The sequence below is a fragment of the Pedobacter sp. PACM 27299 genome, assembly GCF_001412655.1.
GTDB lineage: Bacteria > Bacteroidota > Bacteroidia > Sphingobacteriales > Sphingobacteriaceae > Pedobacter.
Window position 1 is genome coordinate 3,616,466 of the sequence record NZ_CP012996.1, and the last position, 18,893, is coordinate 3,635,358.

Annotated in this window: 20 protein-coding genes; 8 read left to right on the plus strand and 12 right to left on the minus strand. The window is 40.6% G+C overall.

The annotated features are described in order from the left end of the window. Positions 1–2 precede the first annotated feature (2 nt). From AQ505_RS26410 to AQ505_RS15190, 3 genes are all read right to left on the minus strand, one after another. Complete coding sequence (locus tag AQ505_RS26410) at positions 3–497, minus strand: metallophosphoesterase family protein (protein ID WP_157262393.1); 495 nt, start codon at positions 495–497, stop codon at positions 3–5. 91 nt (positions 498–588) lie between these two features. Then, entirely contained in the window at positions 589–969 is a 381-nt protein-coding gene (locus AQ505_RS26415) for a metallophosphoesterase family protein (RefSeq protein WP_157262395.1), read from the minus strand. A gap of 107 nt (positions 970–1,076) precedes the next feature. Then, positions 1,077–2,048: an NAD(P)H-quinone oxidoreductase gene (locus tag AQ505_RS15190; protein ID WP_062548961.1), complete on the minus strand. Its 972-nt coding sequence runs from the start codon at positions 2,046–2,048 to the stop codon at positions 1,077–1,079. A 197-nt stretch (positions 2,049–2,245) separates the two neighbouring features. Here AQ505_RS15190 and AQ505_RS26420 point away from each other — a divergent pair, with 197 nt between their 5' ends. Then, positions 2,246–2,410: a hypothetical protein gene (locus tag AQ505_RS26420; protein ID WP_157262397.1), complete on the plus strand. Its 165-nt coding sequence runs from the start codon at positions 2,246–2,248 to the stop codon at positions 2,408–2,410. Positions 2,411–2,769: 359 nt separating this feature from the next. Next, complete coding sequence (gene efp / locus AQ505_RS15195) at positions 2,770–3,330, plus strand: elongation factor P (protein WP_062548962.1); 561 nt, start codon at positions 2,770–2,772, stop codon at positions 3,328–3,330. 60 nt (positions 3,331–3,390) lie between these two features. Here efp and AQ505_RS15200 read toward each other — a convergent pair whose 3' ends face one another. The 3 genes from AQ505_RS15200 to AQ505_RS15210 are packed head-to-tail and all read right to left on the minus strand — an operon-like array spanning position 3,391 to position 7,745. Continuing rightward, positions 3,391–4,374: an alpha/beta fold hydrolase gene (locus AQ505_RS15200; RefSeq protein WP_062548963.1), complete on the minus strand. Its 984-nt coding sequence runs from the start codon at positions 4,372–4,374 to the stop codon at positions 3,391–3,393. 32 nt (positions 4,375–4,406) lie between these two features. After that, positions 4,407–6,167, minus strand: a complete 1,761-nt coding sequence (locus AQ505_RS15205) for an SGNH/GDSL hydrolase family protein (RefSeq protein ID WP_157262399.1) — start codon at positions 6,165–6,167, stop codon at positions 4,407–4,409. Between the two features lie 27 nt (positions 6,168–6,194). After that, positions 6,195–7,745 carry a sulfatase gene (locus AQ505_RS15210; RefSeq protein WP_062548964.1) on the minus strand — a complete coding sequence of 517 codons (1,551 nt, stop codon included), beginning with the start codon at positions 7,743–7,745 and terminating at the stop codon, positions 6,195–6,197. A gap of 141 nt (positions 7,746–7,886) precedes the next feature. Here AQ505_RS15210 and AQ505_RS15215 point away from each other — a divergent pair, with 141 nt between their 5' ends. From AQ505_RS15215 to AQ505_RS15225, 3 genes are all read left to right on the plus strand, one after another. After that, on the plus strand, positions 7,887–10,160 hold the full coding sequence (locus tag AQ505_RS15215; RefSeq protein WP_062548965.1) for a family 20 glycosylhydrolase: 2,274 nt from the start codon (positions 7,887–7,889) through the stop codon (positions 10,158–10,160). 816 nt (positions 10,161–10,976) lie between these two features. Further along, entirely contained in the window at positions 10,977–12,320 is a 1,344-nt protein-coding gene (locus AQ505_RS15220) for an amidohydrolase (RefSeq protein ID WP_062548966.1), read from the plus strand. A 68-nt stretch (positions 12,321–12,388) separates the two neighbouring features. Further along, positions 12,389–13,297, plus strand: coding sequence for a patatin-like phospholipase family protein (locus AQ505_RS15225; RefSeq protein ID WP_062548967.1), 909 nt, complete (start codon positions 12,389–12,391; stop codon positions 13,295–13,297). A gap of 32 nt (positions 13,298–13,329) precedes the next feature. Here the strand turns inward: AQ505_RS15225 and AQ505_RS15230 are convergent, their stop codons facing one another. The 4 genes from AQ505_RS15230 to AQ505_RS15245 all read right to left on the minus strand — a co-directional run bounded on the left by AQ505_RS15230 (position 13,330) and on the right by AQ505_RS15245 (position 15,727). Continuing rightward, positions 13,330–13,722: an acyl-CoA thioesterase gene (locus AQ505_RS15230; protein WP_062548968.1), complete on the minus strand. Its 393-nt coding sequence runs from the start codon at positions 13,720–13,722 to the stop codon at positions 13,330–13,332. A gap of 166 nt (positions 13,723–13,888) precedes the next feature. Then, the gene (locus tag AQ505_RS15235) at positions 13,889–14,089 is read right to left on the minus strand and encodes a helix-turn-helix transcriptional regulator (protein ID WP_062548969.1); all 201 of its coding nucleotides are present in this window, start codon (positions 14,087–14,089) and stop codon (positions 13,889–13,891) included. Then, the gene (locus AQ505_RS15240) at positions 14,079–14,549 is read right to left on the minus strand and encodes a hypothetical protein (RefSeq protein ID WP_062548970.1); all 471 of its coding nucleotides are present in this window, start codon (positions 14,547–14,549) and stop codon (positions 14,079–14,081) included. Before AQ505_RS15240 ends, AQ505_RS15235 begins: the two co-directional genes overlap by 11 nt. 173 nt (positions 14,550–14,722) lie before the next feature. Next, entirely contained in the window at positions 14,723–15,727 is a 1,005-nt protein-coding gene (locus tag AQ505_RS15245; protein ID WP_062551045.1) for an NADP-dependent oxidoreductase, read from the minus strand. A gap of 94 nt (positions 15,728–15,821) precedes the next feature. Between AQ505_RS15245 and AQ505_RS15250 the strand changes: the two genes are divergently transcribed. Together AQ505_RS15250 and AQ505_RS15255 are read left to right on the plus strand one after the other, a co-directional pair. Then, positions 15,822–16,202: a winged helix-turn-helix transcriptional regulator gene (locus AQ505_RS15250; protein ID WP_062548971.1), complete on the plus strand. Its 381-nt coding sequence runs from the start codon at positions 15,822–15,824 to the stop codon at positions 16,200–16,202. Beyond that, on the plus strand, positions 16,199–16,447 hold the full coding sequence (locus AQ505_RS15255; RefSeq protein WP_062548972.1) for a hypothetical protein: 249 nt from the start codon (positions 16,199–16,201) through the stop codon (positions 16,445–16,447). Before AQ505_RS15250 ends, AQ505_RS15255 begins: the two co-directional genes overlap by 4 nt. A 51-nt stretch (positions 16,448–16,498) precedes the next feature. Here AQ505_RS15255 and AQ505_RS15260 read toward each other — a convergent pair whose 3' ends face one another. Next, a complete protein-coding gene (locus AQ505_RS15260) occupies positions 16,499–17,227 on the minus strand; it encodes a polysaccharide lyase family 7 protein (RefSeq protein WP_062548973.1) in 729 nt (242 codons plus the stop codon). 318 nt (positions 17,228–17,545) lie between these two features. Between AQ505_RS15260 and AQ505_RS15265 the strand changes: the two genes are divergently transcribed. After that, complete coding sequence (locus AQ505_RS15265) at positions 17,546–17,866, plus strand: hypothetical protein (protein ID WP_062548974.1); 321 nt, start codon at positions 17,546–17,548, stop codon at positions 17,864–17,866. Between the two features lie 83 nt (positions 17,867–17,949). Here the strand turns inward: AQ505_RS15265 and AQ505_RS15270 are convergent, their stop codons facing one another. Then, on the minus strand, positions 17,950–18,855 hold the full coding sequence (locus AQ505_RS15270; protein ID WP_062548975.1) for an SMP-30/gluconolactonase/LRE family protein: 906 nt from the start codon (positions 18,853–18,855) through the stop codon (positions 17,950–17,952). Between the last annotated feature and the right edge of the window lie 38 nt (positions 18,856–18,893).

The window sequence follows — 18,893 nt, forward strand, 5'->3', positions numbered from 1 at the left end:
GATTAGCCCAGTTTCCTATCTGAAATATAGGGCACAATCGGATAGATATAATCGTCCATCCTGACCCCCAGTTTTTCCGGTGATGAACCTACAAAAACCGTTTTCTTTCCTTTAATCGTAATTTTCCCTTTTCCTTCAATTTCTATCAGCGCCCATATTGGGCCCTGATAAGGAACGGTATATTTAATATTCGGATGTGATTTATCTACAGCTTCGGAATAGCGGCTTTCTTTATAATCATCGCCTAGCCATTGGTAGGAAGCGCTATTGATTTGCACATAATGAATCTTGTTGATGTAATTGTAATAATCACGGTGATGATGGCCACTGATCACCAGCACTACCTTCTGCTGACCAGATTGTTCATTTTCCTGCTCCAGCGTATACCTCAACATTGTTCCATTTTCCAGACCACCGGAATCATCATCCAAGCCCTGGTGGCAAAAAACCACCGTTGGTAAAGCCGTCTCCTTCAAATCTTTTTTCAGCCAGTCCAACTGTACCGGAGAAATGTAAAATGCATAACCCTTCGGCCGGTATTCACTTGGGTTCTGTTCATTACCATCCAGAACTACAAAATGAAAAGCATCACATCAAATGGATGTATTTTCCTTTCGCATTCCAAAATTCGACCACCTGCTCCCGCGTATAGCCACCATCTGTATCATGGTTACCAATTACATGGTATTTTGGCCCTTTGAATTTGTTCCAGACCTCCATCAATGGAAGGTTTTCTTTTTTTGGAAAGCACAAATCACCACCCTGTATGATAAAATCCGGCGATTCAATATTCATCTCCTTAATAAAGGCCGACAAGCGATCCATGCCGTCATGCATGATATCATGGTGTAAATCTGTGATCATCCCAAATCTGACTTTATTTTTTGCTGGATTCAGTTCAGGCAACTTTGCAAAAAGCAGCGTACCTCCTGCAAGTCCGGAATTTTTGAGAAATTCTTTCCTATTCATTAGCGTTTATATATTTGGTTGGGTTCAACCAAATATGTAAATACTAAACAAAAGTTTACCTAATGAATTTAGCATTACAAGCAAAAAAACCAAGTTTTCTGTTTCAGCTATTTAAGTTCAAGAATAATCTTACCAAGATGCGCACTGCTTTCCATCAGCTCATGTGCTTTGCTGGCTTCAGCCAATGGAAAAACTTTAAAAATCGTGGGATTATATTTTCCTTTGGCAAACATTGGCCATACGTTTTCTAGAATATCCTGAGTCAGGGCGGTTTTAAATGCTGCTTCTCGATTGCGCAAAGTACTTCCGGTGATGCTCAGTCTTTTGCGCATCATCTGCATAATGTTTAGAGAAACTGTGTTCCCTTCCATGGCATTGATGTATACCAATCTGCCATCCGGCTTTAGAATTTCGATGTTCTTTGGAAAATAAGCCCCACCAATCATGTCCAGCACCACATCAACCGGCTGATCTTTCAATTCAGCTTCAAAATCATGCGTTTTATAATTGATAAAGCGATCTGCTCCTAATTCCAGACAATACTGTCCTTTTTCTTCGGAGCCGACAGTAACCACGACTGCTGCACCTGTATATTTTGCCAATTGAATGGCGGTTGTTCCGATCCCGCTGCTGCCACCATGAATCAATAAACGCTCTCCTGATGCTAAGTGACCGCGCTGAAACACGTTGCTCCAGACTGTGAAAACAGTTTCGGGCAAGCCAGCTGCTTCAATGAAAGTTAGTCCTTCCGGGATGGGCAAACAGTGTCCGGCGTTAACTTTTACATATTCTGCATAGCCGCCACCGGCCACTAATGCACATACCTTGTCATTTACCTTCCAATGTTTCACATTTGCGCCCAGTGCTTCAATCTCTCCTGCCACCTCTAACCCTGGAATATCCTGTGGCGCATCAGCAGGTGGCGGATAACTGCCTTTTCGCTGAAATACGTCGGGACGATTCAGTCCGGCCGCCTTTACCCTGATCAACACTTCATTTTCATTGATCATTGGTTTTTCCCGTTCTTCCAGCTTCAATACATCTGGCGTTCCAAATGAGGTAATTACAATTGCTTTCATGATTTTATGGCAACATTTATCCTGCCAAAACAAATCAGTGCCAGCTTCAAAATTGTTTATTCCCTAATAGCGGTCAATAAAAAAATAGATGCAAACAACTTGGACAGTTAAGTGTTATCTCATTCTATACAAAATTTTAATAGCCCTTCCATTACTATAATGTATGCGCGCAAAATTTTTCAAATCAACTATCGAAAATGGAAGATACAGTTCAACAACAAATCAGGTTATCTCTGCTTCAGATGGCATTGGATAACGCGGTAACTATTGAAGATTATGAAGAATGTCAGCAGTTATTAGAGTTAAAGCTTTCTGAGGAAAGCCAAAACCAATTAGCTGTTAACATGGCGGAAGCTAAATGATTCGGCAAAATCTGCTGTAATTTGTAAACTCTCCCCATCACATCGTCTATCTCCGTCATCTTTACCTGAGTCTCAGCAGTCACCGAATCATCTCCAACAGTTTTCTTTGCTCCTAAATGCGTTTCAGGTCTTGTATCTGAGGCATTTTTATGGTGTCAAAAAAGCGTTTTCTTTTTAAGCCTGGAGCCATGACGACTGCGGAAAATCCATATCAAATAAAACTATAAGTTCAAAATGAGGTCGCAGGACGATGCTTTTAAATGAAAATCTCAAAAGAAAGCACAATTTCTTAGCTGTCAAAAGTATAAATAACCAAAAAAGCACATATATTTGGACTCAAATTTTACAATTACATTTATATGGCAAAGGCATCTGAAATTAAAGTAGGAAACATTTTACGTTTTAACGGCGAACTGGTAACAGTTATTGAAATCTTACACCGTACCCCAGGTAAAGGTGGCGCATTCTACTTAGGTAAATTTCGCAACATTAAAACTGGAAAAATTGTGGAAGCCCGCTTAGGAACTGATGAGCAAGTAGAAATTTGCCGCGTAGAGACTAGTGACTACCAATATTTATATGAAGAAGGTGATTATTTTGTAGTAATGGACAATGAGTCTTTCGAGCAGTTCAGTGTTGCTAAAGAATTATTCGGTGAATCAGCAAAATTCCTTAAAGAAGGAATGGATGTGATCGTTTCTTTTGAAAGTGAAGAACCAATCATGGCTCAGGCTCCAAATTTCGTTGAATTGATGGTTACTTATGCAGAACCAGCGGTTAAAGGCGATACTTCTTCTGGTGCTCAGAAAATGGTTACGACAGAAAATGGTATCGAAATCAGAGTTCCATTGTTCGTTAACGAAGGTGATAAATTAAAAGTAGATACACGCACAGGTGAATATGTGGAGCGTGTGAAATAAGGAATTTCATTTCTAAAAAAGGCGGCTTAAAAAATAAGCCGCCTTTTTTTATGTGAAAAATCAGGGGGTTGAGGAAAGCGCTGCTGGCAGAATTTCGTCAATGATGACCTGCTGCAGTTTTTCTGGTTCACTATTAAAAACGGTATGTCCTGATTTTTCAAACCAAAACAAGGCTTTCTTTGGCGCTTTTATAAACTTATAGTAGTCTTCAACCAGGTAATGGGATTTTTGCTTGTCCCCGATTCCTTCTATGAAATATACCGGGCAATTTAATACCGGCAGGGTTTTGAAAAGGTTATTGGTCACTGTTTGTTTCCACATAGGGAACCAAATGGCCAGCCAATCATGATATTTTGCTTTGAAAGCGGCTTCTTTGGCGAAATCGACCCCATTATGGATGAACAGCCATTTTTGTGAATAGAATAAATCATCTTCCTTCTCGAATGGCAATTTTACCAGGGCCAGTTCTTTTACTGCGGTCGCATTCTGAGTTTCCTTTGCCCATTTATTCAACATTTCCATCGTTAATTTCTCACTTTTCCGTTGGTCTACGATCGCACTAATTGGAATATAAGCATATAGTGATTCCGGATGTTTAGCTGCAAAATCAAACCCCAGCATCGAGCCAAAAGAATGGGAAACCAGAAACAGTTTTTTACGATTGAAACGCTGCAATAGATAATAGATCAGCTCCTCTGTATCTTTTTGCAATAAGCCCAGTGATAGCTTTTCAGGAGATGAGTTGAGTTTTAAGGTTTCTCCGCTCTGCCTTTGGTCCCATTGAACGACCACAAAATTTGATTTTAGCTGGTCGGTGAAAGTATCCGCCACTGGAATCAATGAAGTACCTGGTCCGCCATGAAGGAACAGCAGCAAGGGTTTTTCTTCATCTACGCCCTGCAGCTTAATAAACTGCTTCATCCCACCGATCTCTACCACTGCTGTAGTATCTATTTTCATCGGGACGACCTTCTCGAGTGGGCTGCTTTTTCCCATTGCAATCGAAGCGATCAATACAAAAAGTAGGGTCAATTGCTTTATCATTTTAAATATTTAGGTTGAAACTTGTTTAAGGATTAATTGATCTGGCCAGCAAGGATTTTCCCTAATCGCTCGTATCCTGTTGCATTTGGATGCAGACCATCAGAAAACAAGGATTCATCAATTTGTTTTTTAGGGTTCAGGAAAACCGCTGAAGCATCTATAAATTTAAGGTCTTTGCCTGCAGCTATCCTGGCGATTAGTGGATTCAGCTTTGCAATTCTGAGCTCCATGCCTTTTCTTGGCAGGATGCCTACCACCACTATTTTTGCATTATGCTGCTTATACCTAATGGTTTTCAGCAACGTTTTAAGCCCTTGCAAAATTTCATCATCTGTATTGAATTCCAGGTTATTGGTACCGATCATCAGCACAATTTGTTGAGCAGAAAAACCATCCAGTTCTCCGTGATTAACGCGCCAAAGTACATTCTCAATACGATCCCATCCAAAGCCCATATTCACTGCATTTTTATTTCCAAAGTATTTAAGCCAGGCCTCTTTTCCATTTACATGCGGTGCAGCGGGTTGCCCTCCCCAGTAATGAGTGATGGAGTTCCCGATAAAAACCAGTTTTGGCTGATGTGCTGCTGTATAGGCTAAAACTTGGTTGTGCCTGGTTTCCCAGTCGTACGTATTGGCATCTCTCCGCTGCGTAACCGGGATAATGGTAGAAATACGACCTTCTTCTTCTTTAAAAATGCTTTTGATCTTCTTTTCATACGCGCTGGCATAGTTCATCATGCCGATATCATTGGGATGTACGCCATCTACCATGCTTTCAATATCTTGTCCAATCGCTGCTTTGGAAAGCAGGTACAGGTTTTTAACTCCTGTATTTGTTAGGGAATCTACGGTGTTTCTAAGGATTCCATTGATCGTTTCTACTTCAGTTTTCCTGATCGGCTGCATTTCAGCCTCTGCAAAACCATCATGTTCTGTAAGTAAGATCGGAACTCCTGGCCTTTTCTGTTGAATCTGTCTGATGGCATTTACGATCTTTTTACTCAGTGTGGCATTCATGTCTTTGCTGATCAGGTTGGGCAGGCAATCTAGCACGTATAGACTGGCATCTACTTGCCTGAGGTAGTCCAATACTTCGGGCTCCAGCTTCCCGTTTCCGGAGAAACCCAGGTTTACCATTGGCCGGTCCAGTTTTCTTCCGGTAATGGAGGTCCAGGCCAAACCTGGTCTTGTGGCACAGGCACCCTGAGCGATAGAAGTACCATATACTACAATTGGCTTTTCCTGCTGTACAGGGATTTTGGTTAAGCTGGCTTCTTTTGGAAGCCCAATTTCCATCCATTTCACACTATTGTACAGTGGCAGGTATAACTTATATTCCCAGTCTTTCACCTGGCCTTCTTTTCCTAAAATATTCGAGAAGCGATATTGAATGGTGTCTCCGAAGGCGAATTTACCGGCACACCAGAGCCATTTCCCGTTGATATCCTTAACGTATAAATCTACACCGCTCACCCCAGTAGCCGGCATGTGTGGCATCTGGAATGCCCCTTTAACTGTAAATTTAACGACGATCTCTTCTGCATCAGTTTTGAACCTCAGGTTTAGTCCAGCGCTATTTTCCGCCAGATTCCACACTGCAGTACGTACCTTTTTCTCTGCCTCTGCGGGGAGTCGGTCGTAGCTGTTCTTATAGCCATTTGACCAGCCTCTGCCATGAATCATACTGAGGCTGTCTGCTGCTGGATTCCAGGTTTTCTTTTCTTGTGCCAGCGCTGATTTAAAATCTGTTAAAGCCATGATAATGAGCATGGATATCAGGTATCTTTTCATTTGTTTATTTAGGTTCTTTTACAGGTATTATTTATCGGTCTGATCTGGCCATACTGCTGGTTTTCCAGTGCTTTTAACAATCGGCATCGGTGCTTCCCATTTCCTCAATTGCCCAGCTAGTAAGGCAGACAATTCTTTTACTTTCCCTGGGTTTTCCAGCGCCAGATCTTTGAGTTCTCCGATATCCGTTTTCAGGTCATAGAGTTCTTTGCTGCCGTCGCGCATGTTATAAATCAATTTCCAGACTCCTTTTCTGACCGCAGATTTATAATTGATTCCTGGCCCATCTTTAGGGATCCATTTATTCGGGGTATGCCAATAGAGTGCACGTTCGTTATCGGTATAATTTACATTTTTCAAGATCGGCACTATACTTTTTCCATCTAGTTCCTGAATGGTTTTATAGTGTTTTAGCCCTGCCATTTCCAGTATGGTTGGAAAGAAATCTTCGATGATGACGTATTGGTTTGCCGTTGCAGCAGGTTTTACCACACCGGGCCATTTCACGATCATCGGCTCGCGGATACCCCCTTCATTTACAGAGCCCTTACCAGCCTTCAAAGGTAGGTTTTGTGTATGTGGCAAACCACCTCTCGGTGGTGTCAGACTGAGTCCGCCATTGTCGCTCATAAAGATGATGATGGTATTTTGAGCCACATCATTTGCTTTTAAATAGTCCATGATATCCCCCAGACTTTTATCCATTCCTTCTATTAAAGAAGCGTATTTAGCTTCCTGCAGGTCTATACCTTTATCTATATATTTCTGATAGAAACGAGGATCAGCCTGTAAAGGATCATGTACGGCATAGTGCGCCATATTTAAATAAAAAGGCTGCTTGTTCTTTATCGGGCCATCCAATACTTTCATCGCTTCCAGTGTAAGTGCTTCTGTCAGGAAAGTATCTGAACCATAATATTTTTCTAAATCAGGTACCGATTGCATGGTATTTTTCCCAGGCTTGTTGCCATAATAATCCTGCGCAAAATAGCTTTGAGGATGACCAGCGGCATGCCCGGCCACGTTTACGATAAAACCGAGGTTGTACGGACTTGCCCCAGGCGTACCCACTGATGCCCAGTGTGCTTTTCCAACATGAACGGTGAAATATCCGGCATCTTTTAGCAATTGCGGATATGGAGTGGCGTAGATCGTATTTGAAATGCCTGCTTTAGGACTTAGACCGGTATAATTCCAGGTGGCAGCTGCAAACTGCTCATCTGTGTTATCGGAAGAAACATTGAGCTGCGGCGACGTCCAGTTGGTTACTTTATGGTGTGCTGCGTTCATTCCGGTGATCATGCTCACCCTGGTTGGTGTACATACCGGGGTGGCATAGGCATTCGTGAATTTGACACCATCTTTCGCCAGTCTTTCCATATTTGGCGTATGGTAACGTTCATTTAAAGGTGTTTTTTGTGTCCAGAAAGGCAAAGAAGTGTCTTGCCAACCCATATCGTCGACAAGAAACACGATGATATTCGGTTTTTTCTGGGCATAAATACTGCCGGCAGTGCCGATAAAAACAAGGGAAACGCTAAGGAGAAAACGCTGGAGCTTCGGACGATACAATTTCATATTCTAAAAATAGGGTGTTCTTTTAATAAAAAAAGCATTTAGAGTAATTAATTAGGGAGGAGCTGAGGGCAAACTCTGCCTTTTTATAGCCTTAGTACGGATATTTTTTAGTTAATTTGAAACACACACAACACTATTTAAATGAACCTAAAACGATTTTTACTAGTTTCTTTCTTAGCGGTAAGCACCAGTTTTTCGGTGCTGTCACAGGAAGCTAGTTACCCGATTATCCCTAAGCCTGCGCAGCTGGAAAAGATGCCAGGCCAATTCAACTGGTACAAGAACACGGTGATCCGCAATGGCGGAGGAGCTGGTTTTGCAGCTGCCACCAAAGAACTTCAGCAAGTTACTGCTGGTTTAAAGAGCAGCACTAAACGTCCTAATTTTATCCTGATCAAGAAAGATCAGGGAATTACTGCTGCAGAAGGTTATCAGCTGCTGGTAGAACCTAGTCAGATCACCATTTTGACGGCAAATCCGGAAGGCGCTTTTTGGGCGATCTCCACATTAAAACAACTGATTGGCAGCTCTGCATTAAAACCTGGTGCGGCTTCTTTTGTGGTTCCAGCGCTGAAGATTGCTGATGCCCCAAAATTCGCCTGGCGCGGGATCCACCTGGATGTATCCAGACATTTCTTCGATATGGCTTATTTAAAGACCTTTATCGACCGTATGGTCTTGTATAAATTTAACAAATTCCACATCCACCTGACCGATGATCAAGGCTGGCGTATAGAGATTAAGAAATACCCGGAACTGACTTCAAAAGGGGCCTGGAGGAAATTAAACGCTCATGATTCCGTTTGTTTGAAGCTGGCGAAAGACAATCCTGACTACGCTTTGCCGGAAAAACATTTCAAGACTATTGATGGTGAGCGGATGTACGGTGGATTTTATACTCAGGATGAAATGCGCGATCTGATTCGCTATGCGAGTTCCCGTGGCGTAGAGATGATTCCTGAAATCGACATGCCGGGCCACATGATGGCTGCTACGAAGCTCATGCCATGGCTGACCGCTTCTGGAATCAGTCAGCAGGGAAAAACCTTCTCCGAACCGCTATGTCCTTGTAAAGAGACGACCTATGAGTTTGCTGAAAACGTATTTTCAGAGATTTTCGCATTGTTTCCAAGCAAATATGTGCATTTAGGTGCTGATGAGGTAGAAAAAGACAGCTGGGCTAAATCTGAGGAATGCAAGGAAATGATGAAACGCGAAAACTTAAAGAGCGTAGAGGAGTTACAAAGCCATTTCGTGCACCGCATGGAGCGTTTTTTCAATAGCAAAGGTAAAAAGATGATCGGCTGGGATGAGATTCTGGAAGGTGGCGTATCTCCTACTGCGACCATGATGTATTGGAGAGCATGGGTACCAAAAGCACCTAAACATGCGGCAGAAAAAGGCTTGAATATGATCATGATGCCTGGTGAGTACTGCTATTTTGATTTTCAGCAGGATGCGGGATCGTTAAAAAAGGTATACGGATTTGATCCTTACAATTATGGATTTACCAAAGCAGAAGAGAAATTGGTATTGGGCGTTCAGGCGGGCATCTGGACAGAATACATCCCTTCGGAAGCACGTTTGGAATACATGATTTTCCCTAGAATGCAGGCACTATCTGAAGTGGCCTGGAGTACTGGAGAAAAAGATTGGGCTTCTTTTGAGAAGAGAATGAATGCACAATATCCTTTATTGGATGCAATGAACATCAATTACCGTCAGCCGGACCTGACTGGCTTTTCTCCGAAAAGTGTTTTTGTAGATCAGACAACCTTAAAAATTATCAACCCCTTAGCTGGTTCTATTTTGCGTTACACGACAGATGGCAGCCATCCAACGGTCAATTCTAAGGTATATAATGGTCAGCTCCTGATCAATAAACCTACTCAGGTGAAAATTACAGCCTTCCGTCCAAATGGAAAGATGGGTGAAGTTTATACCATTGATTACGACCAGCAAGCCTATTCAAAAGGACTATCCTTAAGTAAAGCGGAAAAGGGATTGAAATTCTCTTATTATCCTAAATCATATAAATCAGTTGTTGAAATTAAGGAAGCGGATAAAAAATCTGATGCCATTACTGCGGCAATAGAGATTCCGCTGAAAGAACAGGCGCCTACTTTTGGAACGCAGCATGAAGGTTATTTCTATGCTGATGAGGATGGTGTTTACACGTTTTACCTTCGTGCGGATGATGGCAGCAACTTGTATTTGAACAACAAGTTACTGGTTGACAATGATGGTTTACACAGCGCGATTGAAAAGTCGGCCCAGGTTGCTTTAGGCAAAGGCTACCACCCTTTCAAACTGCTGTTTATTGAAGGTGGAGGCGGTTATACGCTTGCTTTGGATTATGTTGGTCCGAATGGTCATCGTAAAACGGTAAGTGCAACTGACTTTGCACATGAATAACACTTTAGTTAAGGAACATTCTACTTTTGGGGAACCTCAACATACACCTGTCGGTTAACCAACATCTATAAAAAAGGCGGCGATCTAGATTTTTTTAGATCGCCGCTTTAATACATTAGTATTTTGGCTATACTTCCTCGGGCACCTGCGGTCTCCATAGGTTTGCATAGGCAGAATTCGGGTTGTGCTTTAATTCCTGATGACTTCCCTCCTCAACGACTACTCCTTTATCAAGCACAATGATTTTATCCGCATTGCTGAGTGTGCTTTATGTTTAATAAATGGTAATGCGGCAAAAGTGAGGAGGATAACCAGGACGGTTACCTGATAAATAATTTGGAAAGACTTACTAATTTGTGAACGGTAGACAATTGAAGTTATCATAGAATCAGTAAAGAAATTATGGGAGAGAATTGAAGAATACTTCTATTCAGCGAAGATTTACCACAAAATCAGGCGCCATTTATCAATGAAACAGGATTTTACGAGGGAAAAGAATGATTAATCAAGAGATTATTCAATCTATTCATTTCATTCAGAAAAATGAACCAATAAATTTAAACAAAACGATTAAAACATTAAAAAACCAATAAATAGTCGATTTTTCCATAAAATAAGAAAGCAATACCCCTATTTAATTCAATATTTTGTTTCAACTGAAAAATAAATACGAATTTTAGTCAAAACACCTCTAAACAAATCAAAAAAAACACAGCATTTACACCTTCTAATTTCTGTGGTCTTTGCATTCATATTTTTACCTGAAAATTCAGGATGGACCGTTTACCTTTGTCCTTATCATATTTATCAATACCCATGATTCATCAAGAGCTGACACGTAAAAAATTCATACAACAAACAATGGGCGCAATTGGATATGGCATCGCTGCCAGCGCTATTCCTACTTCAACTTATGCTATGGAAACACCAGAACGCCTACTCTCTTCAAAGGCATTAATTTTTAAAAATGTATTGCTGGAAACTGGGTTTGAGCGCGACGATTTCGAAATCACCGGCACCAAAACTGCTTTATTCTCTATGGTGGTTGAAGATGGAAAAATCAAGTCTATCGGGCCAAATAGCAATATAAAAGGAGCTATAGATGCTAAAGGATACCTCTTGTTACCTGCCATGAAGGACATGCACATTCATTTAGACAAAACCTATTATGGTGGAAAATGGAAAGCGACCTCCAAACGTCAGCGATCTGTGCAGGACATGATTTCATTGGAGGAGAAGATCCTGCCGGAAATGCTAAAGACTTCCACAGCCCGCGCTGAAAGTCTCATTGAATTACTACAATCCAAGGGAACTGATTTTGCGAGAAGTCATGTAAATATTGAACCCAGTTCTCAATTGAATTCTTTAAAGCATCTTTATAAAGCTATTGAAAACAAGAAGGGAAGTTTTGGAGTGGAAATCGTTGCGTTTCCTCAGCATGGGCTTTTCAAATCAAAATCCGAAGGCTTAATGAGGGAAGCAGCGCAGATGGATATTGATTTTATCGGTGGATTAGACCCGCAAAACATTGATGGTGATATCGAGAAATCCATAGATTTTACGGTACAGCTGGCATTGGATTACAAACGCGGAATTGATATCCATTTACATGAATCTGGGGAAAGTGGTTTTAAGACTGTTCAATATCTGATTAAAAAGGTAAATGAAAACCCGGAACTTAAAGGAAAAACATTCCTTAGTCATTGCTTTGCATTGGGTAAACTTCAGGGTAAAGTACTGGAAGAAACTTGCGAACAATTGGCTGCTGCCAGAATCGGGATCATTTCTACTATTCCTTTTGGCGGATTGATCATGCCAATTCCTACTTTATACAAACATGGTGTATCTGTGATGACCGGTACGGATAGCGTAGTAGACCATTGGAGTCCATTTGGGACTGGCAGCATGCTGCAAAAAGCTAACTTGATGGCACAGCTTTATGGTTATTCCACAGAACTGGAGCTTTCCAGGTGTCTGAAAATTGCGACGAATAATGTGCTGCCTTTAGATGAGCAGGGCAATCAGCAATGGCCAAAACCGGGTGATCAGGCAGATTTCAACCTAGTAGAGGCCAGCTGTTCTGCAGAAGCGGTAGCCAGACAATCAACGATAAAAGCATTGTATCACAAAGGGAGCTGTGCTTATCAAAATCTGGCCTAGTTATAAATACGTAATTATAGTAAGGTATGATTCCACTAAAAAATCATTAAATTAATCATCAAAAATATATGGTTAGAGCTTTAGTAATTTCCGGTGGTGGTAGTAAGGGTGCCTTTGCAGGCGGCCTTGCTGAATATTTAATTACGGTTTGCCAGTATGATTACAAAATATTTATTGGCAGTTCTACCGGAAGTTTACTGGTGCCTTTACTTTCTATTGGTAAAATAGACAAGTTAAAAGCCGTCTTTACTGCAGTCACACAGGATCAGATTTTCAACATAGATCCTTTTATTATCAAAAAGAAGGATGGGATCGTCAAAACCACCATCAATCATCTGGGGATTTTAAAGATGTTTTTAAAAAAACGGATGACCTTTGGAGAAAGTGAAAATCTACGGAATCTCATCAAAAAAACGATCAGCCGGGTTGATTATGAAAACATACAGAATTCTGGCCGTGATGTCATTGTGACCGTTTCGAATCTCACAAAAATGACGGTAGAGTATAAACTGGCAAAAGAGCATAGTTATGAGGACTATTGTGACTGGATTTGGGCTTCTACTTCTTTAGTTCCATTTATGAGTTTGGTGACCAAAAACGGCAATGATTATGCAGATGGGGGAATGGGCGATTTGATTCCCATCTATGAAGCCATACAAAGAGGCGCAACAGATATTGATGTGATCGTTTTAAAATCAGACCGGAATCTATTGCAAGCTCCCGCGATCCATAATGCGCTGGATTTAACCTACCGGATTTTCGGTTTTATGCTCAATCAAATTGGCCTTGATGATTTAACCATCGGAAAATTGGAAGGGCTGAATAAAAAGGTGAAACTGAATTTTTACCGCCCATTAGATGCGCTTACCTCCAATTCCTTGATATTTGATCCAGAACAGATGAAACATTGGTGGGATTTGGGCTATAAATGCGGTGAAGAAAATGCTTTAAATCCTAAAGTGATCGAGATCAATTGATGTGTATAAAGCTTAGACCTCCAAGATCAGTATCAGATATCCAGGGTATTAAAGAGCGCTCCCCTGCTGAGTTTATCATTCACCTTTGCGACCACGTCTACCTTTGCTTTCAGACATAATGCCTGATCCGAGCTGCGGATAATTTCCTGGAAAAACACGAGTTTTACGCCCTGACGTTCCGTTCTAAGCTGAACTGTAAATACATCGGTACTGCTGAGCGATCTTTTAAAATCCATCTCTATACGCGCTACCATTAACAGAATTCCTTGCGCGGTGAGTTCTTTAAAGGACTGCGATTTAGACAGCAGATATTCATGTCGGGCATGCTCTAAATAAGATTGATATACCGCATTGTTCACCACACCCTGGATATCACATTCGTAATCTCTCACTTTTAACTGAATTTCAAAAACATAATCCTTCATAGCGGCTAAAGATCGTGATCTTATCGATTATTCAAATGGATTTTTAAAAAAGAAACGCTGAAATATGAGGTATTTCAGCGTTTCTCTGTGTAATTCAGTTTATATCCCATTGTGATATCGATATTCTTCTAGTGCAAATACGACTATAATTCTGGAATCAATATACCTAATCCTCTGGCTCCAACTCAAATATCTCCTCCACAGGAACATTGAATACTTTGGCCATTTTTAAAGCGAGTACGGTAGAAGGTACATATTTACCGGATTCGATGGTGTTGATGGTTTGTCTGGAGACCTGTATCAAGTCACTAAGTTCTGCCTGGGTAATATTCTTTATCGCTCTCAGGACCCTCATTTTATTTTTCATCGACCAACCTTTCTCTATCTAACTTAAACAAACTATAATAAAATTTCACAATGAACACGAAAAATATAGTGAGCACATTATACAATGAAAAAATTGAAAACTCTATTCCATAAACTAATAAATTCACGAAAAACAAAATACCAAAATAAAATAGTACTGCCCATTGCCAGGATCGTAATCTAATTAAGGAAATATATTCGTCTTCGTTTTTTTCCCTGGAGAAACAGATCATCAATAAGCCAATTAATACACCACTGGAAAATATTGCCGTCGTCAGTTCATTATCTCCAAAAGTAAACAGACTGGGATAAGTCCAGGTAAAGCCAGGGATACCTAAATTTTTACCATCATGCATACTAGGATATATAGAACAGCAATAAATGTATAATGCTGCGGATACTAAAAAAAGGATCCAGCCAAATACCTTGTACTTACTGGGTAATAAGAGATTATTTTTCATAAAGCGTTTTTTTGCTAAACATAGGATATAAATATCAAACAAACAAGACACAAAGTAAAGTAAACTTTACTTTGTGTCTTGTTTGTTTGTCCATTTTACTCGTATATATGCTGAAAAACGGCCATTATATTATTAAAAATTGTGATTCTATCACCAATGGTCTTTCTTCAAACTCAGTAGATATTCATCACTATTTTTTTTCCATTCGTATTATTTTCTTCCAGAATGCGATGGGCATCTGCAACAGACTGGGTACTAAATGATTCAAAAAGTAAAATTGGAGGCGCAGTAATACTTTTGTTTTCCATCATTTCTGCGATACGATCTAATTGAGCTCCATACCATTTGAAATTACCAGAAAGGGAGTAAGCATAGTTTGAAATATGATATACTGTTGCTCCTTTATCAAAAAAGTCCGATCTGGCTTTTGCAGTTTCGAAGGCCGTTACATCTGCATAGCTGCCATTTACCCGGATTACCTGAGCACATAATTCCGACATCTCCAAGCCTACCAGATCAATACATACATCAAAGGGTGCTCCTTGATTTTTAATGAGCACCAGCTGCGCTAGATCTTCGTGATGGTAGTCGACAATCTGTGATGCCGATGCTCCGTTAGCGATAAGGACATCCTGACTTTTAGGATTTCCTGCAGTGAGTACCAGATTGGTATGTCCGCCAGCAAGCAACAATTTCATCAGGGATAGCCCAACCCCTCCGGCTGCTCCTGTCAGCAGAATACTGGGTGTTGGATCGAGCGGCAAACGGTCTAGGATCTGAAGCGCCGTTAAATAAACTACGGGAATAGCAGCTGCTTCCTGAAAACTAATGTTTCTGGGTTTCAGGGCCAGGATACTTTCTGGAACGACAATATATTCTGCATAAGTGCCATTAGAACCCATGCTGCCAGATCCAGCAAATACCGCTTGTCCCGGAATAAATCGAGTAACCGCAGCACCAACACTGACCACAATGCCTGAAAACTCTCTGCCTAAAACAGGAGAATGTATCCTATTGCTTTCTGGCATCCCTTTTCTCATTTGATAATCTATTGGATTGAATGCTGTGGCTTCAATCTTCACTAATACGTCTTCCGGGCCGACTTCTGGAACTGCTATATCCTCGGTAAATTCAAAGTTTTCGGTTCCACCGAAGCCTTTTAAGACGATTGCTTTCATTTTAACCTGTTTCATGGGTACAAAACTATTCTCGAAAAGCTTATTTTTGCTATGGGTTAACCCGAGGTAACTCATCGCTTAGTTAAAATCCATTATGGCCACCATCAAAGATAAAGGCATCACAACAGAGGCGACCTGCGCGCAGGAAAGGCTTGCCATACACGACACTTTCGATATATTAGGCGGTAAATGGAGGCTCAGGATTTTGCGTTATCTGAATGGCAGACTGGAGGAAAACAATACGTTCAAAAAGATCCAGCGGGAGGTTGAAAACATATCTGCGAAGATGCTGACCAAAGAACTGCAAGAATTGGAGCGCAATGGCCTGGTTAGTAGAACCCCTCAGGATACCCGCCCCATCACCGTGAGTTATGCCATTACGGAATATGGTAAAACTGTAGTCCCTTTAACGGAGCGCATTGCACAATGGGGATTAGACCATAGAATGAAAATAAAAGAAGAGACAAAATCATGAGCAAGTACCAACAGGAATGGAAAAAAATGATCCAAACTGAGGAAGCATTTAAGGGCTGGAAAATCAGATCCAGTGGCGGTGATTTATTGATTCGTGTACCTGAGGACACTGATATGGACGTTTTAAAGATGCAGTTTTCAGACCTCATTGGCCCCTATGCGCCATTATTAAAATCCCCAAAAACGACGCTTAAGTTTTATGTCGGCAATAGTGCTGCTTCGGACTTCATCTTTACCTTAAATTAAGCATGCAGCCCAGTGAAGGGCCGCATGCAGCTATTTCTATTTCCGACCTCCTTAATCAGGCGCCGTACCATTTTTATAAAACTTCACATCCCTCCATTGTACCACAGCTTTACCAGTTTTCATGGTCCCATAACATCCGTATTTCATATAATTGGTTGCACTTTCAGCATCTGGTTTTTCAAACTTCTTTTCTCCATCTATATAAACGATCATTTTACTCCCGGCATCTTCCTGCAAGTGGATCACATTGACATGAACTTCTTTATCGTACACCCCAGTAGCTAAAACGAAGCTATTAGAGATTTTTAGTGTCCCGCCGTTCTCTGCAAATCCACGAATCATGAGTTGAGTTGCATTTTCTGAGGTGCTGCCAAAAATCTGCATCAGGCTTTCATCATTCAGCGGGGCATCAAATTTAAGGTAGCCAGAAAACTGCCTGCTTCCTGTACTATAATTATCCTCAATCCTGATTTCTGAGCGATTCGACTTTGTCGTTAAAATCTGGAATGTTTCTGTAAATGTGCTGTTGTCATAGCTGTAATCCGCACAGATCACTGGCGAACAAGCCGATTTGTAGGCTGTCCAGGCATAAGTTTTCAAACCGACATCATCATCCAGATGAATCTTCTTGACTGGGGTGTATAGTGCCCAACCGCTACCCAAAAAATCGGTAGTTTCATTTACATCGACAAGGGTATCTATCACATTTTTCTTGCTGCACGAGGTGCTCAAAGAAAGCGATAAAAGGAGCAGATAAATTAAATAATTTCGCTTCATCATTTTATAAAAAATATAATTAATTGTTTGATAGTTAATTATAAAGTTATAGTTGATGATGAATAAAAATATCTGTGCGATTAGCCATTTGCTGAATCAAATTGGCAAGGGTTTGATTATTTCTTATAGAAAAGAATTAGAAAAACTGAGGGAGGGGGCGAAAGCAGACTGACAGCGGGCAAATCTAACAACGTTCGGTAGCGCTTTGAAATTAATTAGGTAAAATAAAACAAACTCAGTATATTGTATTGTAATTCCTTAACAAAACATTGCAACAAATCAGCAAGTTAGGGGAATGCCGGAAATTTTAACCAACCAAATATGAACCAGACAGATTTAGATTTTTCGCATAAATACGATCAATTCATTGCAGAATTGAATGCGGCTATGAACTATAGGGATTCCAGAGGTTACCTCACTTTAAAATCCGACAATAGACTAGAAGACACTTTTGCTGACTTATTTACCAATTATTGTGATCAGCCACTTCCAGCTACTCATCGTGGAGCATTCGATGACGCCACAATTGCTTATTACTATTTCTGCTCGGCTACAGGACGCCATGGCAGCCTTAAACTAATTGTTCAGAAATTTGGGAATAAATTTATCAAGGATTGTGAGAAACGCCTGAACATGAATTAATCATTTTACACTGCCTGTATAATACATGATATACAAAAAATTCCGGCGGGCTATAAAAGCTCCCGGAATTGGTCTAACCAGCACTATTCTATTCCTTTAACATTCATTGCTAAGCTATAGATTGCCTGCCTTGCGGTAATGAATAGGACATTCTTATCTTTCCCAGAAAAACAGAGGTTACTCGGCTGATGGGGCAGCTTAATTGCAGCTATCTTTTGTCCTTTGGCATTAAAAATTAACACTCCAGCTCCTGTTGTCAAGTAAATATTGCCTTTTTCGTCCAATGTCATTCCATCAGAACCATATTCCATCATCAACTTTTTGCCAGCCAAATCACCATTTTTTTCAATGGAATACCGATAGGTTTTATTTGCTCCAATATCTGCGATGTATAAATATTTTCCATCCGGAGTTCCTACAATACCATTTGGTCTAACCATTCCAGCAGCCACACGTCTAGCCTGTTTTACTCCTTTGGGAAGGTAATAAACGTCGTTACTACTTAAATCAGTCGCGGTTCTTGTCCAATAGTCGCGCTTATAAAGAGGATCCGTAAAATAGATCCCTCCTTTGGCATTGATCCAAAGGTCATTTGGACCATTAAGCTGCTTACCTTCGAAATCTGCCAATAACACTTTTATTTTTCCAGAGGGATTGATTGCCCAAAGTTCTCCTTTAGCATCAGCACAAACGACAAGATTTCCTTTTGAATCAAAATAAGTGCCGTTGGCTCTGCCAGATTGGTCCAGAAATACTGACAATAATCCTTCCCTACTGTATTTCCAGATTTTATCATTTGGCTGATCTGTAAAGAAAACATCTCCCTGCTGGTTTGGAGAACAGCCTTCTGTAAAACTAAAATCACTAGCTATTAATTTGAGTTCATCTTGTTTAAAAAGTCCTGCGGTAGCCGTATCCGGCTCCTGAGCAGCTAGAGTACCCGCACAAAAAAATAAAAGAATAACTAAATTGAGTTTAATCGAATTCATATCAAATGGTTAAGGTTCAAATTTAGAAAAAGTACAAA